Consider the following 22,223-nt stretch of genomic DNA (forward strand, 5'->3'; position numbering starts at 1 on the left):
GTTCTGGGCGGGGCCTGCAAGTTTACCGAAGAGGTGTAACCGTCTTGCAAAATGGCGCTGAGCGGCTATATGGAAGTGTGGCATGGAAAAAGGTTGCGATCAGCACTGGTCTGGAATCGGGGTGTTGCCGGTCAGCCAAGTACCAAGGGAGTGAATAGTGATACATTTTGATCCCCGCGTTCTTGCTCCGGCAGCTGTGGCGATATTGTTCAGCGGAGCGGTGCAGAGCGCGGAAGAAGAGGACGCCTCTGATACCTCCGACAGATACGGCAGCGTTAGCGGCAGCCTGTTGCTATCCAGCAACTACATGTTCCGGGGGATATCCAACTCCAACAATCGCCCTCAGGTCCGCGGCGACCTGAACTGGTCCCATGACGTCGGCTTATACGCGGGCATTTGGGCCTCCAATACGAATTTTGGCGGCCCTGGCAACAGCATGGAACTGGACCCTTATATCGGTTTTGCCGGCGATGTGGGGGAGACACCTTTCAGCTACGATATCGGTTTCTGGTCCTACAACTACCCGGGCTCTGAATCCGATCTCGACTATCAGGAGTCTTACCTGGTGCTCACCTACAAGGTGAATAAATTCTCCGCCAAACCGAGCTTCTGGTACTCCGATAACTATTTTGGCAAGGACTTTCTCAACGGCGTTTCCTCCTTCGCCTACGACCTGACCCTGAGCTACGAATTTCCCCTGAATATCACGCTTTCCGGGGTGGTGGGGCGGCAGACTTTCGGCTCCAGCGCTGACGAACTCGACTACACCTATTACAGCCTGGCCCTGTCCAGGACCTGTAGCGATTTTTCCTTCGAACTGAGCTGGCACGATACCAACGGAATCGAACCGTTTTTGGCGGACCCGGAGCTAGCGGATGGGAACGTGGTGGTTGGGTTGACGCGGAATTTTTAATGGATATTGATAGGGCAGGGATTGACTCGGGCAATGGCTCACCACGTCCCTGTGGTTCGGCCTGCGGCCAGCTGAAGCTGCCCAAATTTGCTCTTGGCAAATTTGTCCATGGCCCTCGCCCTTCGGGCGGCAGGTTTTTGCTCCTGCAAAACCTGCATTTCCGCTGGGCGGCACTCCGCCATCCATGGCGGTCACCTATGGCGTCCAAATCGGCTTTCCTGCCGATTTGTCGAACCCGCCAGGCTTCTCACCCTGCCCCACCGCCATATAAAAAAACCCGGCATAAGCCGGGTTTTTTTATATGGCGGTGGGGCAGGGATTCGAACCCTGGGACCTGTTACAGTCAACGGTTTTCAAGACCGCCGCTTTCGACCACTCAGCCACCCCACCGAATTGTCCGGCGCATTATACCGGCCCGTTTGGCCGGTACAAGGGTGCGGACGATTTTTTTAGTAAGTTCAATGAGTTAGCTGTTTACTGATCAGCGCCATCCCTGGCGCTGCCCCTTCGGGCTGTGCCTCCGGCACAGTCCAAATCGGCAATCCCTGCCGATTTGTGATCAGCGCCGTTCCTGGCGCTGGCTCTTTGGGGGTCCTGCGGCATAGTCCAAATCGGGGGCCCCTGCCGATCAGCCAACCCTCACTCGCTTCAGCTGGCCTCCGCCGACTCGTCACTACCGCTGTCGTTTGCCTGGGTCTCCTGGCGGGCGACCCGGGGGTCGTTGGCCGGGCGGGGCAGGGGGCGCGGGTTGTGTTCGATGGCCGCGGGTTGGGATGTATCCAGCGGTTGCAGGAGTCCCAGGTCGCGGTGCTCGGTGATGATCGCCAGTTGCTGCAGCGGTTGGGGATTTTCCCGCGGATCGTTGCTGGCGCGACCGCGCGGTGCTTCCTCCGCAGCCTCTGCTTGCGGAGCCGCTGGGGTTATCCCCGCCGCGGCCGGTAGTTCCTCTTCGGTCGGGGTTTCCCTCCCAGCAGGAACTGTGGTTGTTTCAGTTGCGGTAGCCACGGGGGTCTCTGTCTCTGCTGCCTGTGGCTCGATGGCCGGGGCCTCTTCTACAGTTTCCACAGCAGCGACCTCCTCCGGCCGGGGCTCGGGCTGTTTCTCCGGAGCAGCGGTCGCAGCGGTATCAGCTTGTGGTGCTTCAACCGGGGCTGGCTGCTCTTCGACTGCCGGTGCGGTGCTTTCTGCGATGGTTTCCCGGGCAGCTTCCTTTTCAGCCGGAGTCTCGGCTTTCACCTCTTCGCGTTTCTCTACCTTTTCGCGTTTCTCCGCAATCGGACCCGCGGTCTGGGCTGGAGCCTTTCTGCTTTCAGCGGTTTTGTTCGCAGATTTTTTCGCTTCACTCTCCGCTTCGTCGATGGCCTCGCTTACCTCCTGCTCCAGCTCTTCCTGGTTCTGGGCGACGGCTGCGGCGGCGACGTTGTCGCCGCGCCGGCCGCGACGGCGGGCCTGCGGGCGCCCACGGACATTGCTGGGACGGCGAGCCGGGTGCTGCTCGGCTTCCTTGGTTTCTTCCACTGGGGCCTGAGTGGTTGCGTCGGCCTCCACTGCGGGCTGGGCTTCGCGACGGCGCTTGTCTTCGCCACCGCCACCGCCTCCACGACGACGGCGACGGCGCTGACCCTCACCGCGGGGGCGCTCGGCTGTGGCCTCGCGGGCTTCCTCGCGTTTGTCCTCACGTTTGCCCTTGCGGACATCGTCACGTTTGGCTTCGCGTCCTTCGTCACGTTTGGCTTCGCGGCGATCCTCGCGTTTTTCCTCGCGGGGCTCTTCCCGGCGGCGGCCGCCCCGACCGCGGTTGCCGCGCTGGCTTCGACCGCGCGGCTGCTGCTTCTCGTAGCTCTTGCCGCGACCTTTGGATTTCTTGTGCTTCTTGGTCTTGTCCTCATCGCTGCTGAACAGCTCGGAAACAGCGCTGATCAGCCGGCTGAACAGCCCGGGAACCGGTTTGGCCACCGGCGAGGGGGCCGGGGCGGTGTGTGCGATCTGTTGCACTGCGGGTTGGGCCGGCACACGCACCGGCTCTTCTTCCTTGCCGCTGGTGTCTTCGATGGTGCCGGAGATCTTGTAGGAGGTCTCCACGGTGCCGGTTTCGTCGTCGCGGAGGCGCTGTACTTCGAAGTGTGGCGTTTCCATATCCGCGTTAGGCACGATCACCACGCGGGTTTTGTTGCGGGACTCGATCTGGGAGATGGCCTTACGCTTCTCATTGAGCAGGTAGGTGGCCACGTTCACCGGGGTGATGGCGCGGATTTCCGCGCTGCGCTCCTTCTTGGCTTCCTCTTCCACCAGGCGCAGGATGGACAGCGCCAGGGATTTGGTGCCGCGGATGGTGCCCTGGCCGCTGCAGCGGGGGCAGACGCGGAAAGTGGTCTCACCCAGGGAGGGGCGCAGGCGCTGGCGGGACATCTCCAGCAGACCGAAGCGGGAGATGCGGCCGATCTGCACCCGCGCGCGGTCCATGCTGAGTGCTTTCTCCATACGCTTTTCCACATCGCGCTGGTTGGATTTGCTCTGCATGTCGATAAAGTCGATCACCACCAGGCCGCCCATATCCCGCAGGCGCAGTTGGCGGGCGATCTCGTCCGCGGCTTCCAGGTTGATGTTGCGCGCCGTCTCCTCGATGTCGCCGCCCTTGGTGGCGCGCGAGGAGTTGATATCGATGGAGACCAGGGCCTCGGTGACATCGATCACGATGGAACCGCCGGAAGGCAGTTTCACTTCGCGCTCGAAGGCAGTCTCGATCTGGCCTTCGATCTGGTAGCGGTTGAATAGCGGGATGGCGTCCTCGTAATACTTCACCTTGTTGACGTAGGCGGGCATCACCTGGCGGGCGAACTCCGCAGCCAGTTGGTAGGCGCCTTTTTCATCCACTATCACTTCGCCGATATCATCGCGCATATAGTCGCGAATCGCGCGGATGATCACGTTGCTCTCGCGGAACAGGAAGTGGGGCGCCTTTGAGCTGTTCGCTTCCTTCTCGATGGCGTCCCAGAGTTGCAGCAGGTAGTTGAGGTCCCACTGCAGCTCTTCGCCGCTGCGGCCAACGCCGGCGGTGCGCACGATGATGCCCATGCCGGAGGGAACCTCCACGCTGGAGAGGGCATCGCGCAGTTCGGAACGCTCGTCGCCCTCGATACGGCGGGAGATACCGCCGGCACGGGGGTTGTTTGGCATCAGTACCAGGTAGCGGCCGGCGAGGCTGATAAAGGTGGTTAGCGCCGCGCCTTTGTTGCCGCGCTCTTCCTTGTCTATCTGCACGATGACTTCCATGCCCTCCTTGACCACATCCTTGATCTTGATGCGGCCGTCTATGTCCTTGGGCTGTTTGGTGAAGTACTCGCGGGAGATTTCTTTCAGCGGCAGGAAGCCGTGGCGCTCTTCGCCGTAGTCGACAAACGCGGCTTCGAGGGAGGGTTCCACACGGGTAATTTTACCCTTGTAGATGTTGGCCTTTTTCTGTTCGCGGGTGCGGTTTTCAATATCCAGGTCGTAGAGCCACTGGCCATCGACCAGGGCGACGCGAATCTCTTCCGGCTGAGTCGCGTTGATTAGCATTCTCTTCATGCGTGTCTTGTATCCTTGCGTTGCGCAAAGGGGACACTGAAGCTTGCAGGCTTTGTACGGTCGCCGCGCGGCGTCGAAGCCACAGGGCGGGGCAGGGACGACCGGGGCGGCGCCGCCAAAGACTGGCGGTGCGGGCTCCGATTGTCACACTGCTGTAACTCCGAATGCATTGCAGTTGGCGCAGCATTCGTTGGTACCTTTAGTACCCGTCAGTAGTACTACCCAGTAACGATAATGCGATTTGTCGCATCCGTGTACCGGGCGCCGCCCTCCGGTCAGGAATCGCGGGCGGCGAGGTTTACGTCTTTTCGTTCGGCTCTGTTGTGACCGGCTTTTGGCCAGGCCTTTCGCTTCTGTATGTTTTGCCGCCGGGCCGGCATCGCTGCCCGGGCTGCCAGTTCGGTCGCTGGCTACTTCAACAGAGCGGACGTAAGTGTTTGAGTCGTCCTTCCAAGCGCTGCAGGCTTCAGCCCGTCTTACCTTCGCGATAGTTACCCGCACTAATGCGGGGCGTTGTGGCCGGCGAGGCGCCCCTGGTCACAATTACAGGGGTGGCCTCACCGGCGAAGTTTTTCAATGACGCGGCCTCATATATATGTGAAAGAGGCGCGCACCGGCCGATTGGCGGTATTTTCTCCAGTTACGATGCCTGTGGCCCCTCTTAGTGGATGCCGCACACCGCCGAAAACCAGCCCAATTCAGGCCGGCCGAATATAACACAGGCCGAAGGATGCTTCAATTGTGACCACCACCGGGAGATCGCGCCGGATCAGGGGGAGCGGGGCGGTGCAATATTCGGGCGCGGCGGCTATTATGCGCCCCATGCGAAGTGACCATCCCCCCGTCCCGGCCTTACCGGCCTCACCATCCAATTCCGGCCAGGTCCCTGGCGGCTCTGCCCAGGCGCCAGGCAGTGTGCAGTTCCTGACTGTGCCGGAGGAGCTGGCAGGCCAGCGGATCGACAATTTCCTGCAGGCCCGCCTCAAGGGCGTACCGCGCTCGCGCATCTATCGCATTCTGCGCAAGGGCGAGGTGCGGGTGAATAAAGGAAGGGTGAAAGCGGAATACAGGCTGCAGGCGGGGGATGTGGTGAGGGTCCCTCCGGTGCGTACTGCCGCCCAGGCACCGGCGCCGGTTGCCGGTGACCAACTGCGCCGGCTGGTGGAGCAATCCATACTGTACGACGCCGACGGGCTGCTGGTGATCGACAAGCCGGCGGGGCTGGCGGTACACGGCGGTAGCGGAGTGCGACTGGGGCTGATCGAGATATTGCGACAGATGTTTCCCCAGAGCCCGTTTATGGAGCTGGTGCACCGGCTGGACCGGGATACCAGTGGTGCAATCATGGTCGCACGCAAACGCTCTGTTCTGCTGCATGCACAAACGGAGTTGCGCGCGGGAAGGGTTGGCAAGTCCTATCTGGCGCTGGCGGCGGGAAAATGGCCGAGAGGGCGGCGCCTGGTGGAGGCGCCCCTGCGCAAGAATACCCTGAAGAGCGGTGAGCGGATGGTATCGGTCGATCCCTCGGGCAAGGATTCGGAAACCCGGTTTCAGGTGCTGGAACGTTTCCGTGGTGCGACTCTGGTGTCCGCTGAGCCGGTTACCGGGCGCACCCACCAGATACGGGTGCACGCCCAGTTTGTTGGCTGTCCGCTGGCCGGTGACGCAAAGTACGCGCCGGATGAGGTGAATTGCGCCTTTCGCGAGCAGGGGCTGAAAAGGCTGTTCCTGCATTCTGCGAGGGTGAGTTGTTCCCTCCCGGGGGGCGAAAAGGTCAGCATAGAGGCGGCTCTGCCGGAGGAGCTGGAATCCGTTCTGGCAGCTCTGCGCGAGAGCGGCGGCTTATAGATAGCCTGCCAGGCTGCATTCACTAGCCTCGTCCCTTCTTGGTGCGCCTCCAAAAAGCAACGGCGTCACTCGCCGCTCGTTTAATGTGCTTAACCACACTCTTCGCACCTTGCCTGCGGTTGTAAATTTAGTGTTAAACAGGTCTTAAGCAGTAGGAAATCGTTATGTTGGTAATCCTGGACTGGGATGGCACCGTCTGTAATTCCGAGGCCCGCATCGTCTCCTGTATGCAGCGCGCCGCCGAGGGAGTGGGTCTGCCTGCGCCGGCTGCAGGAGCGGTCGGTAACATTATTGGTCTGGGGCTGCCCGAGGCGGTGGGAATCCTGTTTCCCGAGGTCGTCGATGACCAGCGCCAGCGCTTGCGCGAGCGCTACTCGGAGGAATGGCTGGCTGCGCGCAGCGAGCCGCTGCCGCTGTTTGACGGGGTGCTGTCCACCTTTGATAGCCTGCTGGGCGCGGGACACAAGTTGGCGGTGGCCACTGGCAAGAGTCGCCGGGGGCTGGAGCGCGAGTTTCGGGAGTTGGGGCTCGGGTGCATGTTTGTGGCCAGCCGCTGTGCTGATGAGACCGCCTCCAAGCCGGACCCGCGCATGTTGCGCGAGCTGCTGGTGGAGACCGGCTGCCCGGTAGAGGAGGCGGTGATGGTGGGAGATACGGTCTACGACCTGAATATGGCTGCGGCGATGGACATGGCTGCTATCGGGGTCAGCTACGGAGTTCACGACCGGGAACGGCTGCAGGCTTGTGGCCCTCGAGCGATTATCGACCGCTTTCCGGAGCTGCTGGAGTGGCCACCACTGGGAGTCTGATTGAGCGCTATTCCGCGGTTGGCCTTGGCGACCCGCGTCGGGGCTCAGGCCAGCGGGTCCACGCCAAACGTTCCGAGCATGGTAACCAATCGAATTAATGGAAGGCCGATCAGCGAGTTCATGTCCGACCCTTCCATTTTTTCGAATAAGGTTATCCCCAAACCTTCCACTTTAAACGAACCTGCACAATCGAAGGGCTTTTCTCTCTCCACATAGCGATCTATTTGCGCTCCGGTCAATCGGCGAAAGTGCACAGTGAAGGTTTCCAGTTCCGTACGCTGCTCGCCGCTGGCGGCATCCAGTAGGCTGAGCCCGGTGTGGAAATGCACCGCTCGTCCGCAGCAAAGGCGCAGTTGCTCCACGGCCCTGTCGCGCTCCTCAGGTTTGCCCAGGATGTGGCCGTCACATTCGGCCACTTGGTCGGAGCCGATAATCAGTGCCCGCGGGTGAGCGGCGCGCAATGCCTGGGCCTTCTCCGCCGCCAGTCGCTGGGCCAGATCCCGGGCAGCCTCTCCCGGCAGTGCTTCTTCATTTATATGGGGCGAGTCGGCTTCAAAGGGCAGTTGCAACTGCTCGAACAGGGCCCGACGGTAGGGGGAGCTGGAGGCTAGAATCAGGGGACGAGGCATGGTGTTTTCCTGTGCAAATCGCCCGATCTTGCGGGGGCGGAATTGTTTTGACAAGGGTGGGGGTAGTCCATAGAATTGCGCGCTTATGTCGATGCCCCCCTCTAATGCTGCGCTGCCGCGCCTTGTCGATGCTCGCAAGCTAGTGCATCGCGAGCAGCAGCTGGCCGGAACGCTGCCGCGGTCAGCACTGCAGCGGCTGCTCTTGGCGACCGAGTCTGTCGACGAGGATGTCCGGGCCGAGCTGACCTTTGCGCGGGACCTGCAAGGTTATTTGGCAGTGGACGGTATGGTGCGCTGCCGGGTGCAGCTGCTCTGCCAGCGCTGCCTGGAGCCGGTGCCAGAAGAGATAGAGGCAACTTTTCGCTGGGGGGTGGTCTGGTCCGAAGAGCAGGGTAAGTCACTGCCCAAGGATCTGGACCCGGTGGTGCAGGAAGGCGATGAGCTGAACCTGTACGAAGTGCTCGAAGAAGAGATTTTGCTCAATCTGCCCATGGTGGCCTACCACCAGGAGGAGTGTGTCGCCCGCGACCGCTTCCACTATGGTGAGGATGCCGGAGAGGCGGATGAGCAGCGGGAAAACCCCTTTAAAGTGCTGGAACAGTTGAAGGGTTCATCGCGCAAGCGATGAGTTGGGCTCGCCGATGAGGCGCCCCGGTTCCAGTGTAATTTGTTATTTTAGGAGCAAGCCATGGCTGTTCAGCAAAACAAAAAGACCCGTTCCCGTCGCGGCATGCGTCGTTCCCACGACGCGCTGGGTGGACCGACCCTGTCTGTCGACCCGACTACCGGTGAGAAGCACCGCCGTCACCACGTGACCAAAGACGGTTTCTACCGCGGCCGTAAAGTGATCGACGTCGGCGGCGCAGAAGTAGAAGAGTAAACTTTGTCCAGCCAATTGCGATTGGCCGTGGATGTGATGGGCGGGGACTTAGGTCCCCGCTCTGTCGTTCCGGCCTGTGTCAGATTCCTCAATCGATTCCCCCAAGCGGAACTGGAGCTCTTCGGTCCGCAGATTCAGCTTCAGGCTCTCCTCGACGAACAGCGGCAACCCCAGTTACATGGGCGGCTGCATATCACCTCTTGCGAACAGGTGGTTACACAGAGCTGCAATCCCATACAGGCGCTGCGCCACAAGCGCGAATCCTCCATGGCCCGGGCGCTGCAGGCGGTGGCCCGGGGGGAGGTACAGGCGATGGTGACCTCCGGCAACACGGGTGCACTGCTTGCATTGAGCCGCAGCATTCTGGGTACCATCGAGGGCGTGCGCCGGCCGGCGCTGGGCAAGTCCCTGCCCGCGGAAGCGGGGTCCTGCTTTCTGCTGGACCTGGGTGCCAATATCGACTGCACTGCGGAGGATCTGTTGCAATTCGCCCGCATGGGCATCGAGGCGCAATGGGTGCATACCGGCAAGCGGGATCTTCGGGTAGCGCTACTGAATATAGGTGCGGAGGCGCACAAGGGAACGGAGGAGGTCCGCCGCGCGGCGGAGTTGCTGGAGAAGGACCCGGCCATCCATTACGCCGGCTTTGTCGAGGGGCACGATATTTTCACCGGCGTGGTGGATGTGGTGGTCTGCGACGGCCTGATGGGGAATGTGGCGATGAAATCCGCCGAAGGTGTAATCCGACTCATGGGTCAGAAAGCCTTCACCATTGAGAGAAAGAGTCCGATCAAGCGCTTTTTTGGCCAATTAGCCATAAAGCTGTTGCGAAAATGGCGTACACAGGTGGAACCCGCCCGCTATAATGGCGCCAGCTTTTTAGGGGTGAAAGGTAACGTGATCAAGAGTCACGGTGGCGCCAGCAGCGAGGCGTTCTACCGGGCGATGATCACTGCCAAAGAGTGCGCCGAAGCCGACCTGGCCGCCAGGCTGGGCCGCGCCATGGCGCAGGTAAAGGCGTAACCCCCCAACCATTGCCAACCAGGTTTAAGGATGTTCCATGACCAATGCAAGGCTCGCATTTGTCTTCCCCGGCCAGGGTTCCCAGCAGATAGGTATGCTGGCGGATGCCGCGGCTGAATTTCCCGAGATCCACACCACTTTTTCCGAGGCGTCCGATGTACTCGGCTACGACCTCTGGGACCTGTGTCAGAACGGCGAGCAGGCGGATATCAACCTCACTGAGCGCACCCAGCCGCTGTTGCTCACCGCCAGTGTGGCGCTGTACCGCGCCTGGTGCGCCCGCGGCGGAGTCCATCCCGCGAGAATGGCCGGCCACAGTCTGGGCGAGTGGTCAGCCCTGGTGTGCGCCGGCACTCTGGCCTTTACCGATGCCGTGCATCTGGTACAGGAGCGCGGCCGCCTGATGCAAAAGGCGGTGCCTGCGGGAGAGGGCGCAATGGCTGCAGTGATCGGCCTGGATGATACTGCGGTTGAGTCTGCCTGTGCCGAAGCGGCAGAGGACGAGGTGGTCGCGGCGGTCAACTACAATTCCCCCGGCCAGGTGGTTATCGCCGGCAGCAGTGCTGCGGTAAGTCGCGCCATCGAGGCCTGTAAGACTGCCGGAGCCAAGCGCGCTATGCTGCTGCCCGTGAGCGCGCCTTTTCACACCGAATTGATGCGCCCGGCGGCGGAAAAGCTGGCCGCGCAGATTGAATCGACAGAGTTTCATGCGCCGGAAATCCCGGTAATCCACAATGTGCACGCCCGCCCTGAGTCGGCCCCCGCGGCCATCAAGGTATTAATGGTGGAGCAGATCTACAGCCCGGTGCGCTGGACCGAGTGTGTGCAGGCCATGGTGGCGGACGGTACCGGGCAACTGGTGGAATGCGGACCGGGCAAAGTGTTGGCGGGATTGGCCAAGCGCATCGACCGCAGCCTGACTTGCCACAACATCGACACCCCGGACCAATTCAATACCGCACTGCTGGCCACTGCGGAGTAATATCTCGAATTCGAGTGGAGCGACAATGACACTGACAACTTCCCTCAACGATAAAGTGGCCCTGGTCACCGGTGCCAGCCGCGGCATCGGTGCGGCCATAGCCGATACCTTGGGCGCCTTGGGCGCCACGGTGATCGGCACCGCCACAAGCGCCGCTGGTGCGGAAAAAATCACCGCGCGCTTTGCTGAAAAGGGCATCTCCGGTGTTGGCAAAGAGCTGGATGTCACCCGCGCGGAAAGTCTGGCTACACTACTGGAATCGGTGAAAAAGGATTTCGGCGCACCGGTGATCCTGGTCAACAATGCGGGCATTACCAAGGATAACCTGCTGATGCGCATGAAGGACGAGGAGTGGGCTGAGGTGATCGACACCAACCTTTCCGCGGTCTATCGTGTGACCAAGGCCTGCCTGCGGGATATGACCAAGGCGCGCTGGGGGCGGATTATCAATATCAGCTCCGTTGTGGGCAGCATGGGTAACGCCGGCCAGAGCAACTACGCGGCCACCAAGGCCGGGGTCGCCGGTTTTGCGCGCTCGCTGGCGGCGGAAGTGGGCTCTCGGGGTATTACGGTGAACACCGTGGCTCCCGGATTTATCGATACCGATATGACTAAGGTACTCCCGGAAGCCCAGCGCGAAGCACTGATGAGCCGGATCCCGCTGGGACGTTTGGGCGCTCCCGAAGAGATTGCTTCAGTTGTCGCTTTTTTAGCCAGTGATGCGGGTGGATACGTAACCGGAGAGACCATTCATGTGAATGGCGGCATGTATATGGCCTGATATTTTTCCTCAAAAAATTGCTGTAACTGTTTGATTAACAAAGAGTTTGCAATGGTGCTTTGGGGAGCGAAAGGCGGCGCATTACATCCCGAAAAAGTTGGGGTACAATGCCGCCTCGCATTAACCGAAGCTGTGTGAGCCGGTCGTTATCCCGCTTTGAATATCGCGGGGCAGAAATTGAAAACGACTACAACAGATTTTTATCCACTAGGAGTTAAATTGAATCATGAGCAGCATTGAAGAGCGCGTTAAAAAGATCGTTGCTGAACAACTGGGTGTGAAGGAAGAAGACGTAAAGCCTGAAGCCTCATTTGTTGAAGATCTGGGCGCTGACTCCCTTGACACAGTTGAGTTGGTAATGGCTCTGGAAGAGGAATTCGAAACTGAGATCCCCGACGAAGAAGCCGAAAAAATTACAACTGTTCAGCTGGCCATCGATTACATCAAGGAAAACCTTGGTTAATTCCCGCTGGGTGGTTTAGGCATCGGGTAACCACCTGTTGCCCGATGCTGAAAGTATTGTGAAAGCCGTTCTATGTTACATAGTGCGGCTTTCCTTTTATGTAGCACTAAGCGAAAGTGACTGCCGGCTTAAATCCCGGTCGTCCTGAAATGATCTCGGGGGAAACACGAGTGTCGCGTAGAAGAGTAGTCGTTACCGGAATGGGCATGATCAGCCCCCTGGCCAATACCCTGGAAGATAGCTGGACCGCGATTCTCGCCGGCACCAGCGGCGCGGTACCTATCGAGTCTTTTGATGTCTCTGATTTTTCTACCCGCTTCGCCGCCACGGTAAAGGATTTCGATCCCGCGCTGTACATACCGGAAAAGGAAGCGCGCAAAATGGATGTATTCCTGCGCTTTGGTATGGCCGCGGGTATACAGGCGATGGAAGACAGCGGCCTGGAAATTACCGAGAGCAATGCGCCGAGGATAGGCGCCTGTATCGGCTCCGGCATGGGTGGCATCGCCGAGATCGAACGCAACGCCATGCTGATCGCAGAGCGGGGCCCGCGCCGCGTCTCCCCCTTCTTCGTACCGGGCGCCATCATCAATATGGTTTCCGGCAACCTGTCGATCAAATACGGCATGAAGGGCCCCAATCTTTCCACCACCACCGCCTGTACCACCGGCACCCATGCAGTGGGTCTGGGCATGCGCACGATTCAGTACGGTGACGCCGATGTGATGGTGTGCGGCGGAGCGGAAATGGTCACCACCCCGGTGGGCCTGGGTGGTTTCTGCGCGGCACGCGCGCTGTCCACCCGCAACGACGATCCCCAGCGGGCCAGCCGCCCTTGGGATGTGGATCGGGACGGCTTTGTGCTGGGCGAGGGGGCAGGGGTCCTGGTGCTGGAAGAGTACGAGCGGGCCGTGGCGCGTGGGGCGAAGATCTACGCGGAGCTGATCGGCTTCGGTATGAGCGGTGATGCATACCACATGACCTCGCCGCCGGAAGACGGCGCTGGCGCAGCCCTGTCCATGCAGAACGCGCTCAGGGATGCGGGTCTGTCGGCGGACGGCATCCAGTACATCAACGCCCACGGCACTTCCACACCCTTGGGAGATAAAGCGGAGATTCAGGCAGTGCACTCGGTGTTCGGTGCCGCCGCCGACAAGCTGGCAGTGAGTTCCACCAAGTCCATGACCGGTCACCTGCTGGGTGCCGCGGGAGCGGTGGAGGCAATTTTCTCGGTGCTGGCTCTGCGCGATCAGGTGGCGCCACCCACCATCAATCTCGAGAACCCGGACGAAGCCTGCAGTGGCATCAACCTGGTGCCTATGGAGACCCAGGAAAAGACTATCGATGCGGTGCTGTCCAACTCCTTTGGTTTTGGCGGCACCAACGGATCGCTGGTCTTCAAGCGGATCTGACCAATACCAAGATATTAGCGCCCGCCGGTTCCGGCGGGCGCATCTCTATCCCGGGGGATCATGACCACACTCCCGCTCTTCTTTGAAAAGGCTGCTGCCGTGGTCTCCCTGCCACCGGACGACGCCTATACCGACGGACTGCTCGAGACCATGCGCTGCCAGAGCGGCCGGGTACCCCTGTGGCCGCTGCACCGCGCCCGCCTGCTTCGCTGCAGTCGGCTGGGGGAGGGGGAGTTGGCCGAAATAGAACAGGCCCTGGAGCGAATCGCCGCCGACTGCCCGGTCCCGGCCGCCAAACTGCGTGTGCGCCTGGGGTATCGGGGCGGCCGCCGGTGCTGGGATGTCAGCCTGCTGCCGCTGGAGCCCACGTCGGAACTGGAAGAGGGCGCCCGTCTTTTCCTCTGCACCGGGCGGCTACCGGGCGGCAAAACTGCCAACCTGGGCTGCAAATCCCTGGACCGCGCGGGATATAATCGCGCCAAAGCCGAGTTGCCCCCCGGGGAGGCCTGCGATGGTCTGCTGTTGGACGCTGCGGGGCGGGTGATCGAAAGCCTGCGCTGCAACCTGCTGGTAAGACTGGAGGGCGCCTGGATCACGCCGGACCTGCGGCGCTGTGGGGTTCGGGGGGTAATGCGCGACTGGCTGAGTGCGCGGATTCCCCTCGGGGAAGTGGATATCGATCTCGAGATCCTGTGCGTCGCGGAGGAAGTCGCGCTGTGTAACAGCTTGCGGGGCGTTATGCCGGTGCGGGAACTGATTGACCATCGCCGTTGGCTCCCGGGTTCGGAAACCCGCCGGCTGCAGCGGTTGATTGCGGAAGAGTTGTGGTGAAGAAAAAACAAGCTATAGCGAAAAAACGTCCCTGGCGCTACCTGCTGGGTGCCTCCGCCCTGTTGCTGCTGGTCGCGGCCGCTTCCCTGTGGGCGATGCAGGCCGCCCTGGTGCGGCCGCTGGCGGTCGGGAACGACGGGCTGCGTTTCGAAGTAAACAGCGGCGGCAGTCTGTCCCGGGCCCTCCGGGACCTGGAGCAACGCGGCGTACTCCGGTGGCCGCGGCTGGTGCTCGCCTATGCCTACTGGAAGGGCAAGACCGGAATCCACGCGGGCGAATATCTGCTGCCGGCGGGCAGCAACGCCAAGGACCTGGTGGAGCGCCTGAACCGCGGCGACGTCACCCGCTACCGGCTCACCCTGGTGGAAGGATGGACTTTCCGCCAGGCCCTGGAGCAGGTGCGCGCCGGCCGCAATATCGTAAAGTCGGAGGAGGGCGGGGACGCCGCCAGTGCCGCTCGCGCGCTGGGCTTCGATGGCGAAAGCCCCGAAGGCTGGATTTTTCCGGATACCTATATCTACCGCTCCGGCACTACGGATATCGAGCTGTTGCGGCAGGCCTACCGGCGTATGCGGCGAATCCTGGAAGAGGAGTGGCAGGTCCGCGACGACAATCTCCCCTACAGCTCTTCCTATGAAGCGCTGATCATGGCTTCGCTGATCGAGAAGGAGACCGGCCAGCCCTCGGAGCGAAGCGAGATTGCCGGTGTTTTTATTCGCCGCCTGACCAAGGGCATGCGCCTGCAGACGGACCCGGCGGTGATTTACGGCCTGGGCGAGGAATTTGATGGCAACCTGACCCGCGCCCATCTGCGAGAATCAACCCCTTACAATACCTATGTCATCGACGGGCTGCCGCCCACACCCATTGCCCTGCCGGGGCGCGAAGCCATTCGCGCGGCGCTGAACCCGAAAGCGGGCGACAGCCTGTACTTTGTTGGCAAGGGTGATGGTTCGCACCACTTCTCCGCCACCCTGGCGGAGCATAATCGCGCAGTGCGGGAGTACCAGTTGAAGCGCCACGCAAACTATCGCTCCAGCCCGGCCCTGAAAGAAAACAAGGAAAACTAATTTTGCGGCGCGGAAAATTTATCACTCTCGAAGGTGGCGAGGGGGTGGGCAAGTCCACCAACCTCCAGTTCATTACCGGCTGGCTGCGGGATCGCGATATCGCCTTTATACAGACACGGGAACCCGGCGGCACGCCGCTGGCGGAAGAACTGCGCGAGCTGCTATTGTGCAACCGCGACGAAGCGGTGGACCCCACAGCCGAACTGCTGATGGTCTTTGCTGCCCGCGCCCAGCATATCGCCCGAGTCATCGAGCCGGCGCTGGCCCGAGGCGACTGGGTGATCTGCGACCGTTTCACCGATGCCACCTACGCCTACCAGGGCGGCGGTCGCCAGCTCGACCGCACACTGATCGCCCAACTGGAGCAGACAGTGCAGGGAGACCTGCGCCCGGACAGGGTCCTGTTGCTCGATCTGGACCCGCAGACCGGCCTGGCCCGCGCCGCCGATATCGGTGCTGCCGACCGCTTCGAGAACGAACAGCTCGCCTTCTTCCTGCGAGTGCGCGCCGCCTATCGGGAGCGCGCCGAAGCGGCTCCGGAGAGCTACGCGGTGATTGACGCTAGTCAGCCGCTGGAGCAGGTGCAGCGACAGTTGCAAACAGAACTCGAACGACTCGTTTTACCGACCTCTGAATAACCCCTGTAGGAGCGGCCGTTGGCCGCGATCGATGGGTGCTACAAAGCGGGATCGATCGCGGCCAACGGCGGATGGCCGCCCCGCCGCTCCTACCAATACTGGAAAGAACTGACCCCAAGTGCCCGAAACCATCGAAAACCCAACTGTCCCCTCGCCGCTGCCCTGGCAGGCCGAGCAGTGGCAGCGCCTGGGCGCCCAGTGGCGCGCCGGCCGCTGCCCGCACGCGCTGCTGTTCAGCGGCCAGCCGGGCCTCGGCAAGCGGCGTTTCGCCGAGGCCTTTGCCGCGCTGGCGCTGTGCGAACAACCCCGCGACGGCCTGGCCTGTGGTGATTGTCGGGGCTGCCGGCTGTGGCGCGCGGGTTCGCACCCGGATTTCCTGCGCGTGGAGCCGGAGAAGCCTGGCGGGCCGTTGAAAGTGGAGCAAATCCGCCAACTGGGCGGTTTTGTCGGCCGCACCAGCGGCCGCGAAGGTGCACGGGTGGTCTGGCTGGCACCGGCGGAGGCGATGAACGTCAACGCCGCCAACGCGCTGCTGAAAAACCTTGAGGAGCCCGCCGCATCGGTGATCTTCCTGTTGGTCAGCGACTCGCCCTCCGGCCTGTTACCCACCATTCGCAGCCGCTGCCAGTCAGTGGCTTTCCCCGCACCTTCGGAAGAGGCCGCGCTGCGCTGGCTGCACGAGGGTGGGCTCGACGGACAATCCGCGCGCAGCGCACTTGCCCTCTCCGGCGGCGCTCCGTTGCTGGCGCTGGAACTGGTGGAACCGGAAGCGCGGGAGGCCCGGGAACAGTTTCTCGCCGATCTGATCGCGCTGGCGCAATCCGCCGAGGCGCCGGTGGCCGCAGCAGGGCGCTGGGAGAATCCCGGTGAGGGTATCGAGCTGAGCCAGCTATTGAAATTCTGGCAGCAGTGGTTGGCGCAGATGCTGCGCGCGCGCAGTTGTGACCTGACCGCGGACCGGCAGGTTATCGGGCTGCTGCAGCGGCTGCCTGGTAGGGGTACGGAAAGTCTGCGGCCGCTGTTCGGCTTTTCCGACCAACTGGCTGAGGCGCGTCAACTGCTCAGCGGCGGAGCCAACCCCAACAAGCGACTGCTGTTGGAGGACCTGTTGATCCGTTGGGCGAAGTTGTACGCTTAGCGAGCACTGCTCGCCATACAGCTTCACGACCGGCCGTGGATGGCCGGGCCGCGCGTCGTTCCAGGGGATGGCTGCTTGAGACGAATTCATAGCCCCAAAATTCTGGACAGCGGTTGTATGCTCCGCTACCGTACCGACAACCAAAAAAAAGAGGTCCGGCCATGAAAGCCATGGGTGGCGGTGCCCGCAACGGCATCCTTTCGCTGAAAATCCAGGACAAGTCCGTACTCTACGCGGCCTACATGCCCTTCGTGAAAAACGGCGGCCTGTTCATCAGCACTGACAAATCCTACGACCTCGGCGATGAGGTGTTCCTGCTGCTGAACCTGATGGACGAACCGGAAAAGGTCCCGGTGGCCGGTAAAGTGGTGTGGGTCACCCCGGCGGGTGCGCAGGGCAATCGTACCCCCGGTATTGGTGTACAGTTTTCCGACAAGGACAATGTCGCCCAGAACAAGATCGAAACCTACCTGGCCGGGTCCCTGGAATCCAGCCGACCGACTCACACCCTGTAATGCTAGTAGATTCACACTGTCATCTCGACCGACTCAAACTGGACAAATTCGACGGCGACCTGGACGCGGTGCTCGAGCTGGCCCGCAGTCGTGGTGTCGGCAAGTTCCTGTGCGTGGGTATCAGCCTGGAGAACGTCGACCGGGTAGTGGATATCGCCGGGCGTCACGAGGATGTGGTCTGCTCCGTGGGCGTACACCCACTGGATGTGGACTCCGGCCTCGCCGATGTGGACAAGTTGCTGGAGCTGGCGCAGAAGCCCAAGGTGGTGGCCCTCGGCGAAACCGGCCTGGACTATTACTACAGCACTGATACCAAAGAAATACAGCAGCAAAGTTTTACCGCCCACCTCCAGGCCGCCGGCCGCGCGCAACTGCCGGTGATAGTGCACACCCGCGATGCTCGCGAAGATACCATTGAACTGATTCGCGAACACGGCAGTCCGGAACACGCCGGCGTACTGCACTGCTTTACCGAGAGCTGGGAGATGGCAAAAGCCGCGCTGGACCTGAATTACTATATTTCCCTGTCCGGCATAGTGACTTTCAAGAACGCCGGGGAACTGCGCGACGTAGCGCAAAAACTGCCGTTGGACCGGCTGCTGGTGGAAACGGACTCTCCTTACCTGGCACCGGTTCCCTACCGGGGTAAACCCAATATTCCCGCCTACGTGCGCGAAGTGGCCGAATTTATCGCCGAGTTGCGGGGCATTCCCTACGAACAACTGGCCGAAATTACCACAGAAAATTTTCACCGCCTGTTCAAACGGGCCGCCTGAGGAAATCCATTCCATGATGCGACAACAATTGCAGGTCATGCTGGCTCTGCAAGATGAGATCAATACACTGGTCAGCGATAACTGGCGCGAACAGAACCACGCCTGGTACCGGGCTATCTGGGTCGAGAGTGCGGAGCTGCTCGACCACTACGGCTGGAAGTGGTGGAAAAAACAGCAGCCGGACCTGGATCAGGTCAAACTGGAACTGGTGGATATCTGGCACTTTGGCCTCAGCCTGGAGCTGCAGCAGGGTAGTCCCGAGCAGGTGGCCGGGCGTATGCAGGCGGAATTCGAAGGTAGGCAGAAAGGGCCTGGCGATTTCCGCGAAAACCTGGAAGCCTTTACCCTGGAAACCCTGGCCAGTCGCCAGTTCGACCTGGCGGGCTTCACCCAATTGATGGCCGACGTGGAGCTGTCGTTCGAAGAACTCTACCGCCGCTATGTAGGCAAGAATATTCTCAACCGCTTCCGCCAGGATCACGGCTACAAGGACGGGAGCTACGTGAAGAACTGGGCCGGTCGCGAAGACAACGAGCACCTGGCAGAGCTGGCCGGACAGTTGGACACGGGCGCGTCGGATTACAGCCGTCAGCTCTACACCGCACTGCAGAGCCGCTACCGCGAGCTGGCTGTCGCCTAGGGTGCGTGCCCGTCCGGGCACACCCTCCCCGGTATTTGCGTCATTCCTTACGCTCTTCCACCCGCGGCTTGCGGGTCTCCGGCCCGCCAACAGGGCTGGAACTCCGCCCCAGGTGCAATTTACCCCCAAAGCCCTATAATGCGGGCGCCTGAAAACTACGGAGACTTATCGTGAAAGCACCTGTTCGTGTTGCTGTGACCGGCGCTGCCGGCCAGATCAGCTATTCGTTGCTGTTCCGCATCGCATCTGGCGAAATGTTGGGCAAAGATCAACCAGTTATCCTGCAACTGCTGGAAATCACCCCGGCGCTGGAAGCCCTCAAGGGTGTGGCCATGGAACTGGAAGACTGCGCCTTTCCGCTGCTGGCGGGCATTGTGCAATCCGATGATGCCACCGTGGCCTTCAAGGATGCCGATTACGCGCTGCTGGTCGGTGCGCGCCCCCGCGGCCCGGGTATGGAGCGCAAGGACCTGCTGGAAGCCAACGCGGCGATCTTCTCCGCCCAGGGCAAAGCGCTGAACGACGTGGCTTCGCGCGACGTGAAAGTACTGGTGGTGGGCAACCCCGCCAACACCAATGCACTGATCGCCCAGCGCAACGCCCCGGCCCTGGACCCGCGCAACTTCACCGCCATGACCCGCCTGGACCACAACCGCGCGCTGTCGCAGCTGGCCAATAAAACCGATTCCACGGTCAATGACGTCACCCATATGACCATCTGGGGCAATCACTCCTCCACCCAGTACCCGGATCTGTATCAAGCCAAAGTATCCGGTGAGGCGGCCATGGAGAAGGTGGAGCAGGATTGGTACGAAAACGACTTTATCCCCACCGTACAGCAGCGTGGCGCGGCCATTATCAAGGCCCGTGGAGCCTCCTCCGCCGCCTCTGCCGCCAACGCCGCTATAGACCACATGCGCGATTGGGCTCTGGGTACCGCCGAGGGCGACTGGGTGAGCATGGGGATCTACAGCGACGGCTCCTACGGCATCCAGGAAGGACTGATCTACTCCTACCCCTGTACCTGCAAGAACGGCGACTGGGAAATCGTCCAGGGCCTGGAGATCAATGACTTCTCCCGCGGGAAAATGGCTGCCACCGAACAGGAACTGGCGGAAGAGCGGGACGCTGTGGCGCACTTGCTGCCGTAATGTGGATTGCCGGATAAGGCAATTCAGTGAAACGAAAAGCCCGCATCAATGCGGGCTTTTTTTTTGTGAACAGCTTCCTGTGCCTCCCCCCGGCCAGCTATAGCAGACCATAGACACCGCCGACATCTTTATGTGAACACGCTCACATTTATTTATTGATCGGCATAGATTTTTTTTGTTGATCAGTTAGACTTCGCGACCGCTGAATCAACCTCGGTCGAATTGCGCCCTGCACTGGTAACAGCTGAATAACAAGGAATGAACAATTTGTCTGCTTGTCGAGGGGGAAGGCAGTTACTGCCCGCCATTCTGTTTACGCTTCTATTGTCTTCAGCCACGAATCCCACAGCCGCCCAAACACCGCCGGATGCCGAGCGCCAGCTTCGCTTGCAGGAAGGGCGCCTGGAACAGTTCCGCCGCGAGCAGCGGGAGAAGGAGCGCCAGAGGATTGAAGAGGACCGGCTGAGCCTGCCGCCGGAAGAGCGTTATCGCTCCGATGGAGTACAGAAGCACTGTTTCCCCCTCTCCGAACTGGATCTGCGCGGCGACGGCGGCCTGCTACCGAAACAAAAGCTGGATGAGCTGAGCCGGGGTTTTTTCGGCTACTGCGTGGGCGTAGGGCAGATCAACCAACTGGTCGAGCGGCTGACCCGTTACTACTTCGACCTCGGCTACGTCACCACCCGGGTTTATCTTCCGCAACAGGACCTGAGCAACGGCGCCCTGCGTCTGGAAGTTTTGCCTGGCACGGTGGAAGCCCTGGCCTTTTCCTCGCCGGAAGCAAACCGCCACCTTTTCCTGAACTCCGCTGTACCTCTGGAAGAAGGCGACCTGTTCAATCTGCGCGCCTTGGAACAGGGGCTGGACCAGCTCAACCGCCTTTCCTCCAACAATGCGACGGTCGAACTGGCGCCCGGAGAAAAGCCCGGCGGCAGCCGCGTGCTGATCGATAACCAGCCATCCCGTCGCTACCGCGCCACCTTCGGCTACGACAACAGCGGTGACGAATCCACAGGCGAAACGCAGCGCAACCTGCTGCTGGAATGGGACAGTCCTCTCACCCTGAACGACTACCTCTACCTGTACTACCAGGGCGACGTAAAAGATACCGCAGACGGTCTCGGCAGCGAGAGCGCCAGCCTGCACTACAGCATTCCCTACCGCTACTGGACCTGGTCGCTGGATATCAGCCGCTTCGAATACCTCTCGACTGTAGAAGGCTTTCTCACCAGCTTCGAATCCGCGGGAATTTCCGAATCGGTCCGCGCGTCCGCCAATCGCCTGGTCTACCGGGACCAGCAGAACAAATTCAGTTTGATCTTCGGGCTCGCGCGGAAGAAAAGCCGCAACTTTATCGAGGATGTACTGCTGGAAACGGCCAGCCGCACCCTGTCCGCCGGTTCCCTGGGCTCCTCCTGGCAGTGGTACGGCGAGGGCGGTGGTTCGGTTTTTGCAGAACTCACCTACCATCATGGCCTGAAACAGTTCGGCGCGCTGGAGGACTCGGACCTGAACGGCGGGCCCGAAGCACAGTTTGAAAAATACACTTTGAATTTGAATTATCGCACCGCCTTCGCCGCACTGGGGCGGAACTGGTACTGGCGCAGCGGCCTGCGCGGCCAGTATAGCGACGACCGGCTATACGGCAGCGAACAGTTCACCATCGGCACCGGTGGCAGTGTGCGCGGCTATAAAAGCCTGGGATTGAGTGGCGACAGCGGCGCGGTAACCACACAGGAAATCAGCGGTTACCTCCCGCTGTCCGGCTGGCTGGAGGAAACCGGAGTGCAGCTGGCGTTGGGTCTGGAAGCGGGCGACGTCAGCCTGGCGGGGCACAAGCAGTCGCTGAAGAGCTGGTACAGCACTGTCAACTGGAGCGGCCACGGCCTGCGCCTGAATCTCACCTACGCCGACCCCATAGCGGCGCCGCGGGAGTACGAAGTGCCGGGGGAGGCAGTTTACGGCTCTTTCAACTGGGAATTTTGATCGAGCGTGTAGGAGCCTGCTGTGACCGCCATGGATGGCGGAAATGCAGATTTTGCAGGAGCAAAAATCTGCCAGGCGAAAAGGGGGCCTGGCGCAGGGCTGGATAGCCTTCGCCTGTAAGCAGGCTCCTACAAAGGAATACCGTAGGATGGGCACAAATAGGCAGGACCG

General features: G+C 61.1%; 21 protein-coding genes and 1 tRNA gene. 19 read left to right on the forward strand and 3 right to left on the reverse strand.

Annotation, left to right across the window (positions count from 1 at the left end; translation table 11 throughout):
* The first annotated feature begins 157 nt into the window (after positions 1 to 157).
* A complete protein-coding gene (locus tag FHS09_RS03805) occupies positions 158 to 913 on the forward strand; it encodes a TorF family putative porin (protein ID WP_183456887.1) in 756 nt (251 codons plus the stop codon).
* 302 nt (positions 914 to 1,215) lie between these two features.
* Here FHS09_RS03805 and FHS09_RS03810 read toward each other — a convergent pair.
* Together FHS09_RS03810 and rne are read right to left on the reverse strand one after the other, a co-directional pair.
* Positions 1,216 to 1,303, reverse strand: a tRNA-Ser gene (locus tag FHS09_RS03810).
* A 258-nt stretch (positions 1,304 to 1,561) separates the two neighbouring features.
* Entirely contained in the window at positions 1,562 to 4,480 is a 2,919-nt protein-coding gene (gene rne, locus FHS09_RS03815) for a ribonuclease E (RefSeq protein WP_183456889.1), read from the reverse strand.
* Between the two features lie 810 nt (positions 4,481 to 5,290).
* Between rne and rluC the strand changes: the two genes are divergently transcribed.
* Positions 5,291 to 6,328 carry a 23S rRNA pseudouridine(955/2504/2580) synthase RluC gene (rluC, locus tag FHS09_RS03820; RefSeq protein ID WP_343057401.1) on the forward strand — a complete coding sequence of 346 codons (1,038 nt, stop codon included), beginning with the start codon at positions 5,291 to 5,293 and terminating at the stop codon, positions 6,326 to 6,328.
* A 164-nt stretch (positions 6,329 to 6,492) separates the two neighbouring features.
* Positions 6,493 to 7,137 carry an HAD-IA family hydrolase gene (locus FHS09_RS03825; RefSeq protein ID WP_183456891.1) on the forward strand — a complete coding sequence of 215 codons (645 nt, stop codon included), beginning with the start codon at positions 6,493 to 6,495 and terminating at the stop codon, positions 7,135 to 7,137.
* A gap of 44 nt (positions 7,138 to 7,181) precedes the next feature.
* On the opposite strand, the gene FHS09_RS03830 is transcribed toward FHS09_RS03825, so the two are convergent.
* Positions 7,182 to 7,766 carry a Maf family protein gene (locus FHS09_RS03830; protein WP_183456893.1) on the reverse strand — a complete coding sequence of 195 codons (585 nt, stop codon included), beginning with the start codon at positions 7,764 to 7,766 and terminating at the stop codon, positions 7,182 to 7,184.
* 85 nt (positions 7,767 to 7,851) lie between these two features.
* Here FHS09_RS03830 and FHS09_RS03835 point away from each other — a divergent pair, with 85 nt between their 5' ends.
* The 16 genes from FHS09_RS03835 to FHS09_RS03910 all read left to right on the forward strand — a co-directional run bounded on the left by FHS09_RS03835 (position 7,852) and on the right by FHS09_RS03910 (position 22,052).
* A complete protein-coding gene (locus tag FHS09_RS03835) occupies positions 7,852 to 8,394 on the forward strand; it encodes a YceD family protein (protein WP_183456895.1) in 543 nt (180 codons plus the stop codon).
* A gap of 60 nt (positions 8,395 to 8,454) precedes the next feature.
* Entirely contained in the window at positions 8,455 to 8,646 is a 192-nt protein-coding gene (gene rpmF, locus FHS09_RS03840) for a 50S ribosomal protein L32 (RefSeq protein ID WP_183456897.1), read from the forward strand.
* A 3-nt stretch (positions 8,647 to 8,649) separates the two neighbouring features.
* Positions 8,650 to 9,669, forward strand: coding sequence for a phosphate acyltransferase PlsX (gene plsX / locus FHS09_RS03845; protein ID WP_183456899.1), 1,020 nt, complete (start codon positions 8,650 to 8,652; stop codon positions 9,667 to 9,669).
* Between the two features lie 37 nt (positions 9,670 to 9,706).
* A complete protein-coding gene (gene fabD / locus FHS09_RS03850; RefSeq protein WP_183456901.1) occupies positions 9,707 to 10,651 on the forward strand; it encodes an ACP S-malonyltransferase in 945 nt (314 codons plus the stop codon).
* 25 nt (positions 10,652 to 10,676) lie between these two features.
* Positions 10,677 to 11,432, forward strand: coding sequence for a 3-oxoacyl-ACP reductase FabG (gene fabG, locus FHS09_RS03855; RefSeq protein ID WP_183456903.1), 756 nt, complete (start codon positions 10,677 to 10,679; stop codon positions 11,430 to 11,432).
* A gap of 226 nt (positions 11,433 to 11,658) precedes the next feature.
* A complete protein-coding gene (gene acpP / locus FHS09_RS03860) occupies positions 11,659 to 11,895 on the forward strand; it encodes an acyl carrier protein (protein ID WP_067080870.1) in 237 nt (78 codons plus the stop codon).
* A 170-nt stretch (positions 11,896 to 12,065) separates the two neighbouring features.
* Positions 12,066 to 13,307 (forward strand): beta-ketoacyl-ACP synthase II, encoded by a 1,242-nt coding sequence (gene fabF, locus FHS09_RS03865; RefSeq protein WP_183456906.1) that lies wholly within the window; start codon positions 12,066 to 12,068, stop codon positions 13,305 to 13,307.
* Positions 13,308 to 13,367: 60 nt separating this feature from the next.
* Positions 13,368 to 14,138 carry an aminotransferase class IV gene (locus FHS09_RS03870; RefSeq protein WP_183456908.1) on the forward strand — a complete coding sequence of 257 codons (771 nt, stop codon included), beginning with the start codon at positions 13,368 to 13,370 and terminating at the stop codon, positions 14,136 to 14,138.
* Entirely contained in the window at positions 14,135 to 15,208 is a 1,074-nt protein-coding gene (gene mltG / locus FHS09_RS03875; protein WP_183456910.1) for an endolytic transglycosylase MltG, read from the forward strand. Before FHS09_RS03870 ends, mltG begins: the two co-directional genes overlap by 4 nt.
* 2 nt (positions 15,209 to 15,210) lie before the next feature.
* On the forward strand, positions 15,211 to 15,846 hold the full coding sequence (gene tmk / locus FHS09_RS03880; protein WP_183456912.1) for a dTMP kinase: 636 nt from the start codon (positions 15,211 to 15,213) through the stop codon (positions 15,844 to 15,846).
* Between the two features lie 118 nt (positions 15,847 to 15,964).
* Positions 15,965 to 16,984: a DNA polymerase III subunit delta' gene (locus FHS09_RS03885; RefSeq protein ID WP_183456914.1), complete on the forward strand. Its 1,020-nt coding sequence runs from the start codon at positions 15,965 to 15,967 to the stop codon at positions 16,982 to 16,984.
* A 161-nt stretch (positions 16,985 to 17,145) separates the two neighbouring features.
* Positions 17,146 to 17,499 carry a PilZ domain-containing protein gene (locus FHS09_RS03890; RefSeq protein WP_183456921.1) on the forward strand — a complete coding sequence of 118 codons (354 nt, stop codon included), beginning with the start codon at positions 17,146 to 17,148 and terminating at the stop codon, positions 17,497 to 17,499.
* Positions 17,499 to 18,275 carry a TatD family hydrolase gene (locus FHS09_RS03895; RefSeq protein WP_183456923.1) on the forward strand — a complete coding sequence of 259 codons (777 nt, stop codon included), beginning with the start codon at positions 17,499 to 17,501 and terminating at the stop codon, positions 18,273 to 18,275. The genes FHS09_RS03890 and FHS09_RS03895 overlap by 1 nt, the downstream gene beginning before the upstream one ends.
* 16 nt (positions 18,276 to 18,291) lie before the next feature.
* On the forward strand, positions 18,292 to 18,915 hold the full coding sequence (locus tag FHS09_RS03900; RefSeq protein ID WP_183457292.1) for a dUTP diphosphatase: 624 nt from the start codon (positions 18,292 to 18,294) through the stop codon (positions 18,913 to 18,915).
* A 170-nt stretch (positions 18,916 to 19,085) separates the two neighbouring features.
* On the forward strand, positions 19,086 to 20,066 hold the full coding sequence (locus tag FHS09_RS03905) for a malate dehydrogenase (protein WP_183456925.1): 981 nt from the start codon (positions 19,086 to 19,088) through the stop codon (positions 20,064 to 20,066).
* A gap of 387 nt (positions 20,067 to 20,453) precedes the next feature.
* The gene (locus tag FHS09_RS03910; RefSeq protein ID WP_183456927.1) at positions 20,454 to 22,052 is read left to right on the forward strand and encodes a ShlB/FhaC/HecB family hemolysin secretion/activation protein; all 1,599 of its coding nucleotides are present in this window, start codon (positions 20,454 to 20,456) and stop codon (positions 22,050 to 22,052) included.
* The last annotated feature ends 171 nt before the right edge of the window (positions 22,053 to 22,223 follow it).

The organism is Microbulbifer rhizosphaerae (genome assembly GCF_014191725.1).
In the GTDB taxonomy this organism is placed as follows: Bacteria; Pseudomonadota; Gammaproteobacteria; order Pseudomonadales; family Cellvibrionaceae; genus Microbulbifer; species Microbulbifer rhizosphaerae.